Below are 16,922 nucleotides of genomic sequence, written 5' to 3' on the forward strand. Positions count from 1 at the left end.
CCCGGTGCGCGCCGCCCCACCGTCATGGGGCCGGCATCCGAAACCCTTCACAAGGACAGACTTCATGGGGAGCTGACGCACACCGCTAAGCGGATGGCGCCAACTGATTTGCGTTGCAGTGAACAGAATGCGTATTCTGTTCATCAGCTGCCTAAGGGTGACGCGAACTATAGGTTGCGAATTCCAGGCCCTTATTCCGGAGCTTCACGACAACCGAATATTGTGTCTCGCTTGTCACCAATCCCATGAATTGTTCGATAAAGTCTTCATTCTGGCGACCAGCTTTGCCTGATAGTCTTTCCTGCTCCACAAGCGCTTGATTTGTCGATAATCTCTCAAAGCCGGCCCGAGATTACCTTCGGTCCAAGCCCGCAGAAAGAGCCGATCAACTAGACCTAAATCGAGACTGTCGGACGCCTCCTTGCCTGAATGATCTTCGATAGGCTCTACTTTTCGCAACAAAAGGCTCCACCGCGGGGTCCGAAAAAAATCATTCAGCCCATCCTCGAAGTTCTTCGAGGCTTTCTGCGTCCATCGCCACCAAATCTCGGGGTCGTCGATTAGCACATTTGCGGGTCGGTATGCTTTCGGCTTCGCAAGCTCCTTGTAGGTCGCGAAGCTCGGTCCGCGACGGATGACCACCCGATCAAATTTCGACAAGTCAGTTTTCTCTGTTCTAGCGGCAACTTGGCGGTAGGAAAAGTGATCTTCACCAAAGATGTGGAGGAGCCGAAGCAAAAACCAGTTCTGCGGTGCCTGCCCAGGAGAATAGATCGTTGGCGTTAGTCCCTCCACTACAATTTCAAAGTTGTTTCTGATTCTACTCTTTATGTCCCGCTTCAATTCTCGTCGCCAAATATAAGACTGCGTAATCGCGGAATAAGAAAGTTTTTTCATATGGGAGTGAATGTCGTAGCTCGCCATGTTCCGCACGAGTGGAGTTACCGCTAAATCAATTTGCTCTAGGAGTTCAGCGGGCAGAGCATCCCCCGGTTCATAAAGCTTCAAATGTTTGTCGATTTCTTCATAAATCAACCGGCCACATGCACGCATCTTGTTGGATCCAAGGTTAAACCTCGGGTGCAATGATCTTTGCCGCTTTCCGAATCGATATTGAAAATACCAGATTATGGGCCCAGGCACGTCGATAGCCGCGGGGTGAAACTCATCTAGGATCTTGCGAAAGTCCAACCCGTACGACGAAATGGGAGCCGTGAAGGGCGCTCCGTCCGAGGTCCGTCCCGGCACGAACAGTGGCAATTCCGAATGATTAAATTCGCTAATCAAATAGTGAGCAAGTTCTATTACCCCACTGTCGCCGTTTCCTGATATCAGTACGCGCTCCCCTTGGCCACGTTTCTTTATAACAGGTCTATAAAATTCCGGATTCCCGGAATGCCAATACGATACGTCATTGGTACGACTACTGCGCTTTTCGGCACCAAATCCAGTTGCCACAATTGCAACATCAACGAGCAGATTTCTTCTTACCCTGTTCAGTCCCACCCCCGTTAAGGTATGAATCTCCGGTTTCTTTCGAAGCGACCCGCGGATGCTGGAAACCTCTTCGCCGAGGTGAAGCGATATATTCGAATATCGCCTATAGTGTTCGAATTTTCGAATTACCTCTTGCGAAACAATTGGAGCAAAGTTTGCTGACCAGTTCAAAAACGGCAACATCGTCCTTTCTGACTTTCCTTCATAGTCATGGGGGTCAATCTCAGCTCTCGAATTGAGGAGTGGTGAAATATATCGAAATGACGCTTCGCGAAACTTCTTCAATAGCTCGCCGTCACGTTCGAAAATGCTGACTGTGCAATTATGACGCATTGCGAGTGCCACTGCGCAAGTGAGACCCGCGAACCCGGCGCCAACAATGCCAATATGACTACGGTTGGTTATCTTCCCTTCGGGAAGGTGTGATAAAGCATAGCATAACTTCAGTGCACGTTGTTGCTGATCAACTATCGAGATATTCTGCCTAGCAAAAAAACTGGCCGAATAGACGTTCTCATATTCAGTGGTTGCAGCTTCGAGGACTCGGCGCCACCAAGCATTATCGACTTCATTATCGTTTAGCTTACTCATGGAGAATCGTACTCCTGGCATCAAACGGGGGAAGCCTAAACCAGGTGTTGGAGAATTTTGACTTAAACAAAAGTTGTCGGTCCGGATTGTGCGACCGTTACAATACACCAGTAGCGAGAGAAGTGGGAATGCAGCAAATTGTGCGCACTCCCAGTCGAAGTGCCGAATAGGATTTTAAGGACGGTCAGGACCGACAGTCTGCTGTGGGTCATCAACTGACCCTCGGTCTCCTCTGAGCCATATCCGTTCTGCCCACAATAGCGGACATTCGCCACCTTGGTCATTGGTCACTACTTACTTAGTGGTGCTCCACGACATTCGGACGGTTACAAAGGATCAGCTTTCCGAGCGCGAGAAACGAAGGGTCCCCTTCCGGGCACCGGGGTCCCAAATGGACGAGATGGCGGGCCCAACTTCAAGCTTCTTTGCCCCTGCCGAGGTAACAGCAGCAGTGCGAGTGTGCCGAACCTGGCTGAAGGGCCACCGCGCGCCCAATCGTGTCACGCCAATTCGGAACGATGTTCACCGAATCTGCCGCGCCGCATTCCGTACAAACAAGACGCCAGTCCACACGCGACCAAGGGCGATCCAATGGAAACCTGTCGAGCCTGAAGTCCACGGTGCGTTTGCAGTCGCCGTTGAGGCACTGAACGTTGCAAGTGACGTGACCACCTGCGATCCACTCGGTGGGCTCCCCCGGTGGAAAACGACCGGCCCATTTCGTGTATCGGCGTCGGGACATCCTGCGATGGAAACAGCGCCAGACACGAGCGGCAAAGGATCAATCCTTTGGGGCCGTTGGCCTACCTGAATACGGCCTCTCGTGGGCGGGCTACAGGGTCTCGTGGATTTGGAAAGATACCGGCAAGTGGTAACGCCGCAGGGTGCCCAACGCTAAGCCGGAGCCTATGGCGAGCAGAAAAGACCCCTCAGCAAAATCAAGGGAGCCCGACCGCGAAGGCTCTCACAGGGCCCCTACGGCCCGCTCAGGATACTTTAAGTCCGAAACCCCGCTGCCGCCGAAGGTTCCCCGCCGCTTTGTTACGGGGCCGACGAACACATTCTTCTGAGGGGCCTCGCAGAAAGCGTTCCCTGTGTACCTATGAGTATCTAGAATCTATGTGTGTGTAGAACCAATTCCATATCAATTCCCTTCGCTCGGGTTCCTCCAGTCCCTCTTTGTCTCTGTTGATGGTGGGTTAATCTTTAGCGATGGATTTACCCGGTGCTTCGCATGGAAGGTCATTTTTATGGCTTCACCAGCGATTGCCGCTTTCGAAACCGGGACGATCAGGCTGTCGTGAACACACAAGCTGGGTGTGTGGTCGACAAGCATCAATTTTCGCATTGCTCCGGACATCACTTCACTTTCCGCGAACATCAGGTCAGCCCAGCTCAGAATGTGCCCGTTGATCGGTAGACCCCAAGCAGCCATTGCCGGGTATTGCCTCATGACTGCTTGAGTGATGGTAGATGGGCGATAGTTGCTCAAGGTTGGCTCGTCCTTGACGCATTTTCGTTGGCCACATACGGATAGGTCTTTTGCTGCCGAAAGTCCCTGTGAACCAGTTCTTAACAGCTACTCGATGCTCTGATCCAAAGCCCTCAAGCTCGTAAGGGTCCTTGGTGTCATCAAGTTGAATACCGTGCATTGATAGAAAAATGGTGAGATAGCTCGCACGAATATCGATTTCAGCGACCGGTTCACCGTTGATGGTCGTCAGACTGCGTTGGGCGCCGGTCATGAGCTGGTAGCTGCTCTTCATATGCTGGCTGTATAACCGCCCCCCTTGTTCCAATCAAAATCAGAATCATCACCGTTGCTAAAAATGCGGATGTATCCGCACCACTGGTACAGTTGGGTGGGCTCGAACCACCGACCTCCTGTTCCACAGACTGAACGTCGAAATTCAACCGCACCAATATCGCACCAGAAACGGCGTGAACGAACCGCAAAGAAAGCTATCGAGCTCGAACGAAACTGCAGCAAAATCAAGCAATCCGATCGATAGCCTGCCGCTCATAATGGTCTGGTTGAGGTTCGAGTTACTCGCTCCACCAGGAATCAGAAACCTATACAGCGCAAGCCAAAGAGCGCCGCCACAGTGATCGCGTCGAGGCGATAGCTGCTGTCGAGCGGATCATCCGAGCAGCATTTGCTGTAGAGAGCCCCTCCTCCCATGCGATTTACGTTCGGGCCGCTATCGCTGAACAATGCCGCGGAGATGCGCCGTGGCAACAGCCTGGAAAGAACAAGGGACTCTGCTTTTCTCGGAACTTGTGAATAGGTTGTGGTCAGGCTCCATGGGGAGATTGTCATCGCGATCATGATATTACCGCGGCCTGAGGGCAAACATATACCAGGCAGGTGTCGATGATGAATCGAAGAGTTGTTCCCGGCTCGTGTAAACTCTCGTCGCAAGCTGGACGGGTGGCTCGCGACATGCGGAGCTCACATCTGTGAGCTTTCTGAAGAGAGGACTTCCCGGTCATATCGGCGCTCATCGGCAGATAGGCCCAATCCGTTGTGGTACTCTCTGTCTGCGACTTTGTACCGTGCCGCCACCCCAATGTTTTGCCGTGCGCGTCTTGATATAGATTTCAAGGCGATGTTTATCAGCAAGAAGTCAGCACCTGCCGTCGCTGCGATCGATCGACCAGCCTCACGCGACGTCCTCTCGAGTCTTGGCTTGCGCGTCATAGATTCTCACTCGCAGCATGGGAAACCGCTTCTTCAGCTCGCGTGCGCCTGTTTTGGCCCCGTCTCTCGTCGCAAATTCAGTGTTGTGTCGCCCATCGATTTCGAGTGCGTAACCTGAACCGGCATTCACAGGCGAGAGCGACCATTTTTTTCCTTTGACAGTAAGAAGACGCGGTCGACCACTTAGCCCGAGCCGCGCAAAAATCGCGCCAGCTCACTCCTATGTTGAGTAACGTCTTTAACTGCTGAAGTTCGCGCTTTGCTGCACGAAGGTGAAGCCTTTGCAATCTCGACCGGAGCCAAGGGCACTCGCAATCGGAACTTCGCGGGTCGATGCCGACCATCATGATGACGTGGTGCTCGGGGCAGGCTACACCGTCAAAATTCATAAGAAAGCTGTCATTCAGCTCATTTTCGCGAGAGCTTGAATCGTACGTAGCGTCATATTGTACTCTATCGATTGCGTAGAGTTTCACTTCGGTCGCGCATTTTGGAGGACATTTATCGCCGACTTGTCGAGTTAAGGACAGTACCGCCAATGGCATGAGTGATGCTTATTGGAATAAGCGAGACGTTAGACGAACCCCATCGAGGGATGTGCATTCGGCAGCCGTCCAATCCTGCTGGACTGGGGTGTTATGGGAGAGAGCCGTGGCGCATTCTTCATCTGCCGCGCTTGCGACCATGCCGAGTCGCGCTGGTGGACGACGAATCGAGAACTGAAGCATGAGCGAACCGGCATGAGATGCAAATCGACGGTCCCCTCAATATCTCTTTGTTCCAAACGCGGAGCGCGGAAGTGGACAATATAGAATCGATGACTCCACAGGAGCTGCGCTCTGCAATCAGTGGCGGCAGGGTCTTGGAGATTACTACGACAACTGGCTGTGTCGTCGGATGTTCTTATTGTCCGCAAGACAACTTTGCCGAACGGCAAAGTGCGATATCCGACGTGAAGCATCTTTCTCTCCAAGATTTCAAGCGATGTCTGGCGCGCGTACCAGCAGCCGTCGACATTAGCTTTTCCGGATATTCGGAGCCTTGGCTCAATCCGGCTTGCACCGAAATGGTTGAGCATGCCTATGCGTGTGGCCATGGAATCCGAATTTTCACAACCCTGGTAGGAATGAACGGGCGGGATCTAAGACGTTTGCGTGCGATGCAGTTCCGGGTTTTCCTGGTGCATGTGTTTGATGACGGCAGGCAAATGGATAGTGGTCTCGTCAGGCGCAACTATGTCGATTTGATGCGCCAACTTGTCGATGCGGACATTTCATCGTTGCTCTTCATAGTCATGGGCGAGGTGCATCCCGAACTTCTCGGCATAATTCCTGACGAAGCGCTGGTTCGCTCGCGTCCGCGCAGCAGGGCTGGCAACGGCGAGAAGATGATTGAAGCGCGGCAGCCAATCGTTGGAGCACTGACATGTCCTGACGAACGGCAATATCGTAATGTTCTTCTCCCAAACGGCGACGTTACTTTCTGCTGCATGGATTTTGAGCGACGACACGTTTTGGGCAACCTCCTCCGCGACAGGTACAAGGATCTCTTCGAGGGGGCAGCTTTTTACAACATTGCCGATCGCATGAACGGAACGGACGGCTTTCTGCTTTGTCGATCGTGTGAATTCGCCGAACCAACAACGTCGGAATGCTGATCTTTGAGAGAAGTTGACCCCTGCTCGAAGCGAATCGCGAGCCCTGGCAAGGATGCCGGTTCCAGCTCATCACCACATCAGCCGCGGGGACGACCCTGCCATGAACGGAGGACCGCCATGGCCTGGAGCATTTTATTCGTCGCCGGCCTGCTGGAGGTCGCCTGGGCAATCGGCCTCAAATACACCGAGGGCTTTACCAAGCCCGTTCCGTCCGTGCTCACGCTCGCGGCCATGGCCGGCAGCGTGATCCTGCTCGGCCTTGCTCTAAAGACGCTGCCCATTGGAACTGCTTATGCGGTCTGGACCGGCATCGGTGCGGTCGGCACCGCAGCGCTCGGGATCATCCTGTTCGGAGAACCGGCCGCCGCGTTTCGCCTTGCCAGCATCGGACTGATCGTCGCCGGTATTGTCGGGCTGAAGCTCGTGTCCTAACGAAAACATCGAAAGCATTGACCCCACCAGGTCAGCGCCGCAACGATCGCCGAGGCCGGCACGTAATTCTCCAGGCATGGACGATCGAGCTGGCCACGTTCCAGCGCACCGTCGAGCGGCCCGGCGCCGACAGTGGCGCGGAAGTCGCCAAGAACAACGAGCGGATGCAAGGCCTCTGGACTGAGACCATCTGGCCGCGACCTTGTCGTGACGCGACTCGCATCATCAGGGACTGCCGACCCAGTTCAATTCCTAGATCGCAGAGGTGAGCTTGCGGTCTTTGACTGAGCTCAGCACTGCGCCTCGAATTAAGGTGCGACTTCATTGTGGGGTTGCAAAGAACCTCGATCACCTAATCTCTTTCGCAGGAGTGTTCACTGAAATCATCGAACTGGCGGTGCCGGCGCGCGGCATTCGATTCGTGTTCGACCTCAAACCCGGGGCTTGTTTGAGCAATGACGGCTATTGTCGGGTTGGCGACATCGCGATCGAAAAAGGCCAGGAGCTTGCATCGTGCCCGTCGGCACAGAGTCTGCACACCACTAGGTTATGGGAGCGACGCTGCGAGTTCAGTGGCTCACGCTTCGTTCTGGAAGGCGCGCACTTCGTGTTCGGTAGGTGATATGCGATCTGACGTTCTTGTTGGGGCTGCCGCAGCAATTGCGCTCGTCGCATGCGGTTTTGCTCATTCAGCGGATCTCCGGCCAGTCGTCAGCGAGCCGTGCTGCTTCCAACCGAACGAGCAGCTGCATTGTCTTCTGAGGCTTTGTTGTGATCGGCGCGTGCAAGGCAGGTCCACACGTCTTTGTCGCCGAAACCGCACGTGTGGTGTTCAGCTTGTTACGCGCCCGGCCAAATTCTGGCGTAAATCGGAGCAGCCGTGGCTTGAAAAGGCAATCGCCGCCGATATCGCCAACAGCAGCGAAGTCCGGGAAGGGACCTATGCGGCGTTCCCGCGGCAAAGGGCCCAATTCGATTGCCGTCCTTTAGATAGGCCCCGCGGAGCCGGCGTTGAGCAAGCGCTCACACCGGCTTGCTGCATCAGATTTGAGTGCGAGTGTATGAGTTTTGGTGGGACGGCATCTGGCGACCTCTGGGAATCAAGCTGCGAGCCCTGGGCATGTCAAAACCTGAAAGTTTGCGTCGAATGGAGTGGAGATCGGCTGCATCCCAAGCCTCATTCGTGTTGCCTACCGCGCCCAATGGTGCCTTGAACGCCCCTGGCCTTCTTTCTTCCGCTCAACCTGTACCCGGCGGAACTGATTGTTTTCCGTGCCACGCCTTTGCTTTGTCCGGAGAGCCCGCCATTCATCCGAGTAAATGCGGCTCTCTCAAGCTCAAAAGGCGCCGCCTTGGCATGACTGCGAGTCCATGATTCCGAAGAATTAGGGCGAGAACCATGGCGTTCCTGTGGAGCTCGCGATTTTCTGTCTTGCGACTTTCGCGCTTACGAGAGTTTGAGACCATCTTACCCCTTTTGAGCATGGTGGCGCGGCAGTGGTAAGCTTGCTCACTCGCGGCCGACGCCAGCTCGCCCGTGACGGTCACTTTGTGCGGAACGACTCTGGCGTATATTCTGGTGTGAGGAATACCGGTCAAGGGTGAGCATTCGCGTCGTCAGAACAGCTGGCTGGTCCACCACCTAACCGAATGCACGCTCGATATAGCCAAGGTACGGCAAAGCTGCCCGCCCACAAGCCCAGTCCGGCACGATCGGCCGCTCGTTGCGAAGCGTGGTATCGGCCCCTGGAGTATCGCTCCCAATCGAGCACGAGACCGTTGCGCACCAACCATTCTCCGAGATCGATGCCATCAGCTGAACAGATCGCCAATGTCCGTCCACACTCATCCTCCAGGACTGACAGACAACTGACTTCGCGCTCTGCAATGAAGGCTTCAAGATCGCTCGCGGCCATGAGGCCACATCGATAAGGATTGAGGTTGATATCTCGGCACATTTGGGACTTGTCCGGCGCGTCGATGCCCCAGAGCCTAACGCGTGTCCCGTGAATTTCAAGGGTGTCGGTGCTGATGACCTTTGCCGGCCCGGTCAATTCGCCGGCAAACACGATGCTGTACAGTGCGAGCGTGGTCAACACCACGATCAATCCATACATGGCGATCTTCTTTGTCGAACTGCGAACATTCCGGCCGAGTGCAGCAGAGCATGGGAAGCCGCCGAACGGCGGTCCATCGCGGCTGTGCTGAGGAGGCTGCCAATGTTGCATGGATAAGCTCGTTCGACGGATGACTCCCAGTGTATCAGCAGCGCAAGACGCCCTCGTGTCCAACCTCGCCCCCGATACTCTGCGACCAGGCTGCTGCCCTGAGCGCGTCCCGCCATTCCTCCGCGTCGTGGCGGCAGTTCGCCTTCGCCCCATCACGCACCAGCAGGTCGAATCGGTAGTGCGCGTCCGATCACCAGCGACCGGGCCGGCGCAGACGGCCGGCCGCAATTCGGCGAGAAATGATTGCCTGGTCGCCTTGTGCGGAATGAGCATAAAGTCGGCCCCCTCGCGGATAACAGCGAGCGCGCGTCGCCCGGGATCGCTGCAGCCGGCTGCTATCGGGGAAACCGTACGTATCGCTTGAGCAAAGCGGCCGAGATGGCGGCCATCGTTGCTTTCGACCGCAACATGCCTTCTGGGAGCGGTAGGCGACAGATCCCCTCACACTCACGCCGCCCAATTTGTTTCCCGAGCGCCAGCGCAGCCAGATCAGCCGGCGGCTCGACCAAGGCCACAACTGCATAGTAAACCGCGAGCGATGCGACTTTACCGAGGTTGGCGGCGCCGAAGCCCGCGCGATAGAGCGCCAAAGACGCGATCCAGACAGCGATACCGGATTGATACGCAGTCGAGAGCGAAAGCGCCTTGCTGTACTGCAGATCGCGATAGGCAGCCTTGGATGGAATGAGGCGCTTGGCGAGCGCCTTGATCGCAAACAGCGGTATTAGAGGCGTCGTGACATTCATCCGATATTGCGGCAGGTCGGTCGGAACAAAGAGGACGCTTTGCAGCAAGAGGCCGAGCGCAAGACCTAAGGCCGCCGCCGCCGCGCCAAACAAGAGGAACACCGTGGAGCCCAGGACGAGGTGCACTTCCGAGGCCCAAACCGCAAAGTGCGGCAGGAATTCGAATAACGTGAACACAAGGCCCGTCGCGGCGATGGCTTGCACAGCAAATGACAGAGCGCGCCGCTCGTGTATGGCCTCGACCACAAGCTTGGCCACGACGCAGCCCATCGCAATGCCTGTCGCGCAGCTCAATACGAACTTGGCGCCTGTTACTATTCCCGGTTCGATATGCACGGTCTCTAGTCCTTTCTGCCGTTGTACTCGGGCCTTGGCTCAAGAATTTGCCGCGACGTTCGTGTGGCTGACGGTTGGAAACGGCACTTCACCTTCCCCATCCTCGGTCCACGGGCAACGTGCTGTTTTCGCCCGATCGGACCAGGTCTGCACTCAGCCTTCGCTCGGTCTTTGCGACATTTCATAGCAACAGCTATGCCAGCGCCGCTGCCGCGGTTAAGGCTCTGATTGCGCTTTGAAAGCTTGTGCGGCGCCCAAGATCCGCCGTGTTCTGTAGCCGACATGCTCTGGAGGAAATTGAACACACATCGCGACCAGCTTTTTGATCAACCTGCGCCGTTCCAATCGATCATTTTCGCTCGCCCATTGAAGCGGAACTCCTGACGCCGCTGGCGCGAAGACACCGGTTCGGCATCAATCTTGCTCGACGTTGTTCGAGGAAGGCGCCTACGGCGCAGCCAAATGTTTGGCGGCCGGGGATCGTCGAATTCCTCGAAGAGCTTTGCTGGGCGTTCGATTGAGCTTGCGGGCAAGCATGCACGAACATGAAATAGAGACCACCCATCCAAACTCTGGAGCCGGCATTTGCTGGATCTCAGCCTCATCTCTCAGCAACGCGCCCGGCAAATTCCGCTGCACCATCTGCGACGAAGTTCTGGACGTGTTTCTGGGGGAACGCTATCGCGTCGCAGTGGCGCCAAACCGGATGCTAAAGTGAACATGGATCAACTTACGCCCGGTAAGGCTGTGGTCTCCGGACAGACGGCGGCCGCCTCGGTGCTGCGCATTCGGGCAGTCATGCTGGGGGATCGTATCAACCCGTCGGCTCTGGAAATCGGAACGCTGGTGTCCTCGACGCCGGTCGCTTTCCGCATTCATGCGGGCCTTGTCGTGGTCTTTCGCTATGGCGTTGTAGTGCTCATCGGGTTGTCGCCCTCGGAGGAAACCGCTCTGATCGAAACCCTGATACCGCGCGTCATCGGTGAACTCACCTCTTATGAGGAGGATAGCGCGCAGGCGCAGCTCTGCAACGAGCAGAGCGCTGAGGTCATCCTGCCGGGCGGGCGGATTTGTCTTAGAAATTTTAGTGACGATCGGCTGCTGCTGATCGCCGATACGCTAGCCAAGAGCACGGCGCTGGAGCGAGATGAGCGCCGTGTCGCCGCGGTGTTCGACGTGATCGAACCCTTTGCACGCGAACTGGCCGAGCGCGGCCGGACGCCGCGGGGCCGCAAGGGCATTCTCCAACTGATCGGCAATGCGCTCCTGGTCGAGCAGCGCGTCGCGGGCCGCATCGCGATTGCCGAAAAGCCCGACGCACTCTGGGAGAAGCCGGAACTCGAGCGGCTCTATGCGCGTCTGAAAGACGAATACGAACTGAAGGAGCGTCTTGAGATGCTTGAGCGCAAGCTGTCGGCCATCTCCGGAACGGCTAACGCACTGACGGACATTATCGACACACGGCGCTCGCTGCGTCTTGAGTGGGTTATAGTCGTGCTGATCGTGATGGAAGTTGCGATCGGATGCTTTCAGATTATTGCAGCAGGTCGCTGACGTGCCGCTGGCCGCAGCGCGTGAGGCGCCTTCGTGGGGTTGAGCAGGCCTACTGACCGACCTGGCCGGCATTGACGGGCTGCGGATTTCGGCTGTGTCTTCGGCGTGCTCGTGGACACGACGTTCGGCGAAAGCCGGTGCGGCTCGCGAAGACAGCGAATAGCCGACGCGAGTTCGGCGTATTTCCCGGCCTCGAGCAAGGATAGGGGGTTTATGGCAGACGCTCGGCGGAGCGTTCATGGCGACGATCCAGCGCCACCCAAGAAGGCCCTTTCGTCCAATTTGCAGTGGGCCGCCACTCAGCTTTTCTGCTATTCTCGACTTGCTCGCGGAATACTTGCCAGCCTTGCCTCGCCGCCCCAGGGCGCAGCCAGCGACTACCGAAACAAGGGCTGTCGATTTCACCAGGACGCCTCACCGAGTTGAGCGACCGCCTTTCGCCGCTTTGGCACATCGCCGCGGCTCAGTCGACGTGTCCTGCCGTGATTTCCCTTGCATGGCTGTTAGCGAACGGTTCCATGATCCGCCAGCGGGCAAACGCGCGCTGCAACTGAACATGAAAGCTCAGAATGCGGATCTCGTCCTCGCTAACGCGAAGGTCGCCGAGCTTGACGCGGCCGGGGACTGCGACCGGACGTGCATAGCGGCTCCGCGCCAGCGATAAACGGGAAACGGATGACAAAGGAGCTACGCCGCGAATTTCGAGGCGGTTTTGACCTCGCAAGCAGGCGCCGAGATTTTCTGACGTCCCCATCCGCTCTGGACATTCAATCTTGCAGGACTGTCCCTCAAAGCGCCCTGGACACTCACGCACGCTCGGCAGCTCCTCTCAAATCCGCTTCCGAACCGATCCCGGCATGGCGATCCTTCGCTGGCTGGTTCAGGAGCCCGGCGAGCCTAGAGGCCTTCAAGGACTCCTTCGAGCCGGTGTTCGCGAATGATTGCGGCCAGTAGCGAAACGGCCTCCTCCCGATCGACGGTGAAGCAGACGTCAGGCGCTCGCTCAACCAACAGGTCCAGCAAGGTCGGAAGGTCAGCAACGTGGTGGCGTAAGGTCGAGACCACATCATTTGCGAGATAGGTCGCGAAATCAGCATTCGGCGGCGGATCAAAGTCCAAGTCGACCTCGGCGCGCTTCTCGATCGCATGTCGTATCAACTCGCCCTGCCGTCTTGCATTCATCGAGAGCATGAACACCGCATCCGCGAGCTTCTCGCGCGGCAAGCTTCTCAGTTCGGCTATGCGGGCCTGGATGTCGCCCACCGAACTCTCACGGCGTGCCTCTGCTCGCCGCGCGTTAGCGGCTGCCCTGCTCTTTTGTAATCCAACCATCGTCATGCTCTCCGGCCGACCATATGTCCCGGCGATACAGGCGAATGAAAGGGCAAAATTGTGTGCTGCATGCGCGCAGCCCGCCTGACGATGCGCAACCCGGCGGTCGCGCGGAGGAGTCGCAAATCGCTAATTTTGTGATCCGCCGTGCTTGTCTAGTCTACAAGGCGCTCGATGGCACGTTGTCGGGTCGGCGGCTATGGCGAAGCGAAATCCTGCTTCCAGCGTTCCGTTTGAGGTGATAGGCAGCGTTGCGAGGCAGTGGCGGCAGGCGGATCGCCTCGAACTCCAAGAAGGACGAAACCGGCGAGATTTTGGGGAGAGAACCAGGATCGGTCGATCCGAGATGGACGACCTATTCCCGCCAATGAGTTGCGCCCTGTCTCGGATCCGGCGCGCTTTGGGTATCTCCGGGCATATTGTAGCGGAACCTGGGAAGGGCCCGCCCGGTAGATGGAAAGATCGGGACTCGATTGAATCAGGTGAAATCTCAAACTCGCGCGTGATCTCGTTGTACCGCCACAACGCCGCAGCCTGCCAATCAGCCCCTACCCCGAAGCTTTAACCAAATTTGAATAGCACACCGTAACCGCCACGTGGGTAGCTCCACTCGATATCACCACTTTCTTCGCAGATCACCCGGCAGGTGCCGCACTCGACACACCCGTCGACTGTCACCTCAACATGACCTTTATCGCTGAGCTCGTAGCACCGTGCAGGGCAGGCCTTCAGCATCGATAAGAGCCGCGACGAAGGTGTGGTGTGCGGCCGCACCTTGATATGGGCGCGGCCGGAATCAACGAGATAGCGGTTGTAGAATAGTTTGTCTTCGACACGTTGGGATGGCTCGCTCGGCATTGTTTCTGGCTCCGTCATTCGTCGTTGTCTTTGGTTTATGATCACCGCCAGGCCCGGGCAATGCGCAGGGCATCGCTGAACAATCCACTCCACGACCGCGCCTTGATGAACGAGCTCAGCATCAGCTTCTCTTTCTCAAGCTTTGGTGTGCCGTCGACGCGCACGTAATCCTGCATCGCCTTGGAGAAGAGCTGCGGATATGTGAGAAAGAAGTTCTGCGAGTGGGTGTGCATCAGTGCCGGCATATCCTTGTACTTCTTCAGATCCTTGATCACGAAGGATTCATTCAGGAGTTTTTTGTAAAGCGAAAGATTTTTGGCCGTCATCGGATCATTTCGCGATTTGATAAGACAGATCGCTTCCGCGGCGATACGGCCCGACGTCATCGCCAGATTGGACCCCTCGCGATGGATGGCGTTGTTGAGCTGGGCGGCGTCTCCGACAACGACCCAGCCGTCACCACAAAGCTGCGGGATCGCTCTGTATCCACCTTCGGGGATCAAATGCGCGGAATATTCCTTTACTTCCGAACCCTCGATCAACGGCGCGACGGACGGGTGACGCTTGAAGCCCTCGAGGAGGCCGTAAGGCGTCTCGCCAGTACGCTGGAAATCGGCAACAAGACAGCCGATACCGAGCGATATGCATTCCTTGTTGGAATAGATGAAGCCCATACCGGTCATGCCGCGGGAGATGGTTCCGGCGGCTTCGATGACGAGCCCCTCGTCGCCTTTGAGATTGAAGCGAGCATCGATTGTCTCGCGCGACAGGAAATGCATCTCCTTGACTGCGAGTGCGACCTTGTCCGGTTTCGGCCGCCCTCTCAAGCCCGCACCCGTCCCGAGCACTCCGTTTACCCCCTCGGCCAGCACGACGACGTCTGCATGGATTTCACCCCCATCTCGGTCTGTGCGCACCCCGACGACCCTCCCATGGGAATCCTGGAGGAGCTCGGTCACCGTGGTCTCGCACAGCACCGTGGCGCCGGCCTCGCGGACCTTCTGCGAGAACCATTTGTCGAACTGCGCGCGGATGATGGTGTAGCGGTTCGGCTTCTCCTCGTTGAAATCATCGGAGCGATAGTGAATCCCCGTGTGCGAACGCTCGTCCACGATCCAGAAGCGTTGCTCGACGAGATGCCGCTCAAGCGGTGCATCTTCTCGGAAATTCGGGATCAGCTTCTCCAGCATGTCGGCATAGAGGATGGCGCCTTGCACGTTCTTCGACCCCGAATACTCGCCGCGCTCCAGCTGCAGCACTTTTAGGCCCCGCTCGGCCATGGTAAGCGCCGCCGCATTCCCGCCCATCCCAGCACCGACGACGATCGCGTCGAATCTTTCCTCGATCATAACAAGCTCCCCTAGCCAGCGATGCGGTCGTGCGAGTGCGGCGACAGCTGCGCGCGGAATGCAGAGGTCAACGCGGGCAAAAGTCGAATGGCGTCGGTGACGATGCCGATATGGGCGAAGTCGAAGATCGGAGCGTGCTTGTCGGTGTTGATGGCAACGATGAGGTCGCCCCCCTCCACGCCAACGCGATGCTGGATCGCGCCGGAAATACCGGCCGCGATATAAAGCTTTGGCCGAATGGTTTTCCCGGTCTGGCCGATTTGTCGGTCCGAGGTGACCCAGCCCTTCTGGACCAGCGGCCGCGAGCAGCCATATTCGGCGCCAAGCACGTCCGCGAGCTGCTGTACCAGTTGGAAGTTCTCAGGCGATCCCAGACCGAGCCCTCCAGCGACGACCACGTCGGCATAGGCAAGATTGGACTTTGTAGAATCGCGGTCCGGGAGGAAGGACAGCACTTTCGTGACGATGTCTTTTTCTACAAGCCCGAGCGGATGCGAGATGACGCGCCAGACGGCGCCGGTCACGCGCTCGGGCATCGGCATCACGCGCGGACGGACGGTTGCCATCTGTGGACGATAGTTCAGTGTGTAGATCGTGCACAATAGTGAGCCGCCAAACGTCGGCCGGGTCGCTGCAAGCGAGCCGTCGGCATCGACATCGAGCTCGGTGCAGTCGGCAGTTAGACCGGTGAGCAGTGTGGTGGCCACTGAGCCGGCGAGGTCGCGGCCCAGTGTGGTTGCCCCTAGGAGTAGGATTTCCGGCTTGTACGTATTGACCAGCTCTGAGAGGGCCTTGGTGTAGGATTCATTGCGATAATCGGCCAAGAGATCATCCGCGACGATATAGGCGAGGTCGGCGCCGTAGCAGAAGGATTCGGCGATCGCCTGCTGCGTTGTCTCTCCGACCGGGCCGATGACAACCGCGGCGAGGTCAACGTTGAGCTTGTCGGCGAGCCGCCGGCCGGCACCCATCAGCTCCCAGGAGACGGGATGCACTATCCCGCGTTCCTGCTCGATGAAGACCCAGACGTGCCTATAAGCCTTGAATCGTTCGGGCAGCTCCCTCTTGGTCGCCGCGCGACCACCACCCGCGGCCGGAGCTGCGCTTTTGGGTGCGGTGCTCATCATCTGTACTCCCATCCGTGTTCGGTAGCGGCTCGCCAGCGAAGCGTGCTCCGCCTCCAGCTTTGAATTCGCGGGTGAAGATTGCTTCAGTTAAAGTTCGGCCGCGTGCCCGCCGCCATTTTTTCAACACTGCCTGGCAGCAGCGCGGGGCCCAGACACCCGTTGCTGGACTCTTGATCGACGAGCCAGGAAGCACGCGCTTGGGCGTTCTTTCCCGGTTCGGCATTCTGGGTCACCGTTTGGCAATGGAACTAGTGAGGCACGCAGCCGCGCGGTCACTCGATCCGATCGATTGTTCCCCCTCATCTTCGAGATGCAACCGAGCTGGAACAGACCGAGGACCTGCCAGAGGCTCGGCTGGTCCCATTGCCGGCCGCGAGCTTGCCGGTGAAAACGCGATCCATTACTCCGAATGCCCTCGCAATATTTCCGATTGCAGCGACACGCCCGCAGCTCTTGGCGAGGGCACGAGGGCCGGCGGTGAAGCCGCCCGTCAACGGCGCCGCGCGACCAGCGC

At 57.3% G+C, this 16,922-nt stretch carries 14 protein-coding genes and 1 tRNA gene; 3 read left to right on the forward strand and 12 right to left on the reverse strand.

The genetic code is table 11. The annotated features are described in order from the left end of the window. Positions 1–234 precede the first annotated feature (234 nt). The 4 genes from IVB07_RS33105 to IVB07_RS33120 all read right to left on the reverse strand — a co-directional run bounded on the left by IVB07_RS33105 (position 235) and on the right by IVB07_RS33120 (position 4,417). Positions 235–2,088: an NAD(P)-binding protein gene (locus IVB07_RS33105; protein ID WP_247767381.1), complete on the reverse strand. Its 1,854-nt coding sequence runs from the start codon at positions 2,086–2,088 to the stop codon at positions 235–237. 1,385 nt (positions 2,089–3,473) lie between these two features. Continuing rightward, entirely contained in the window at positions 3,474–3,854 is a 381-nt protein-coding gene (locus IVB07_RS33110; RefSeq protein ID WP_247767382.1) for a hypothetical protein, read from the reverse strand. Between the two features lie 84 nt (positions 3,855–3,938). Continuing rightward, positions 3,939–4,006, reverse strand: a tRNA-OTHER gene (locus IVB07_RS33115). 147 nt (positions 4,007–4,153) lie between these two features. After that, a complete protein-coding gene (locus IVB07_RS33120) occupies positions 4,154–4,417 on the reverse strand; it encodes a hypothetical protein (protein WP_247767383.1) in 264 nt (87 codons plus the stop codon). A 1,171-nt stretch (positions 4,418–5,588) separates the two neighbouring features. Here IVB07_RS33120 and IVB07_RS33125 point away from each other — a divergent pair. Together IVB07_RS33125 and sugE are read left to right on the forward strand one after the other, a co-directional pair. Then, positions 5,589–6,446: an SPASM domain-containing protein gene (locus IVB07_RS33125; protein WP_247767384.1), complete on the forward strand. Its 858-nt coding sequence runs from the start codon at positions 5,589–5,591 to the stop codon at positions 6,444–6,446. A gap of 117 nt (positions 6,447–6,563) precedes the next feature. Next, on the forward strand, positions 6,564–6,878 hold the full coding sequence (sugE, locus tag IVB07_RS33130) for a quaternary ammonium compound efflux SMR transporter SugE (RefSeq protein ID WP_247374644.1): 315 nt from the start codon (positions 6,564–6,566) through the stop codon (positions 6,876–6,878). Here sugE and IVB07_RS33135 read toward each other — a convergent pair. The 3 genes from IVB07_RS33135 to IVB07_RS33145 form a co-directional block, all read right to left on the reverse strand. Beyond that, entirely contained in the window at positions 6,875–7,048 is a 174-nt protein-coding gene (locus IVB07_RS33135) for a hypothetical protein (RefSeq protein ID WP_247767385.1), read from the reverse strand. The two genes, sugE and IVB07_RS33135, sit on opposite strands and share 4 nt — an antisense overlap. Before the next feature lie 1,425 nt (positions 7,049–8,473). Then, the gene (locus IVB07_RS33140) at positions 8,474–9,106 is read right to left on the reverse strand and encodes a thermonuclease family protein (protein WP_346658611.1); all 633 of its coding nucleotides are present in this window, start codon (positions 9,104–9,106) and stop codon (positions 8,474–8,476) included. A 335-nt stretch (positions 9,107–9,441) separates the two neighbouring features. Then, a complete protein-coding gene (locus tag IVB07_RS33145; protein ID WP_247767386.1) occupies positions 9,442–10,188 on the reverse strand; it encodes an energy-coupling factor ABC transporter permease in 747 nt (248 codons plus the stop codon). A 720-nt stretch (positions 10,189–10,908) separates the two neighbouring features. On the opposite strand from IVB07_RS33145, the gene IVB07_RS33150 reads away from it, so the two are divergent. Further along, positions 10,909–11,742: an RMD1 family protein gene (locus IVB07_RS33150; RefSeq protein WP_247367919.1), complete on the forward strand. Its 834-nt coding sequence runs from the start codon at positions 10,909–10,911 to the stop codon at positions 11,740–11,742. 463 nt (positions 11,743–12,205) lie between these two features. Here IVB07_RS33150 and IVB07_RS33155 read toward each other — a convergent pair whose 3' ends face one another. The 5 genes from IVB07_RS33155 to IVB07_RS33175 form a co-directional block, all read right to left on the reverse strand. Further along, complete coding sequence (locus tag IVB07_RS33155) at positions 12,206–12,496, reverse strand: hypothetical protein (protein ID WP_247367890.1); 291 nt, start codon at positions 12,494–12,496, stop codon at positions 12,206–12,208. A 143-nt stretch (positions 12,497–12,639) separates the two neighbouring features. After that, entirely contained in the window at positions 12,640–13,005 is a 366-nt protein-coding gene (locus IVB07_RS33160; RefSeq protein WP_247367902.1) for a hypothetical protein, read from the reverse strand. A 630-nt stretch (positions 13,006–13,635) separates the two neighbouring features. After that, positions 13,636–13,932, reverse strand: coding sequence for a ferredoxin family protein (locus IVB07_RS33165; RefSeq protein WP_247367920.1), 297 nt, complete (start codon positions 13,930–13,932; stop codon positions 13,636–13,638). A gap of 41 nt (positions 13,933–13,973) precedes the next feature. Further along, on the reverse strand, positions 13,974–15,281 hold the full coding sequence (locus IVB07_RS33170) for an FAD-binding protein (protein WP_018458224.1): 1,308 nt from the start codon (positions 15,279–15,281) through the stop codon (positions 13,974–13,976). Positions 15,282–15,292: 11 nt separating this feature from the next. Beyond that, complete coding sequence (locus tag IVB07_RS33175; protein WP_247367921.1) at positions 15,293–16,405, reverse strand: electron transfer flavoprotein subunit alpha/FixB family protein; 1,113 nt, start codon at positions 16,403–16,405, stop codon at positions 15,293–15,295. Positions 16,406–16,922 lie beyond the last annotated feature (517 nt).

This window comes from Bradyrhizobium sp. 172 (assembly GCF_023101065.1).
Taxonomy (GTDB): Bacteria; Pseudomonadota; Alphaproteobacteria; order Rhizobiales; family Xanthobacteraceae; genus Bradyrhizobium; species Bradyrhizobium canariense_D.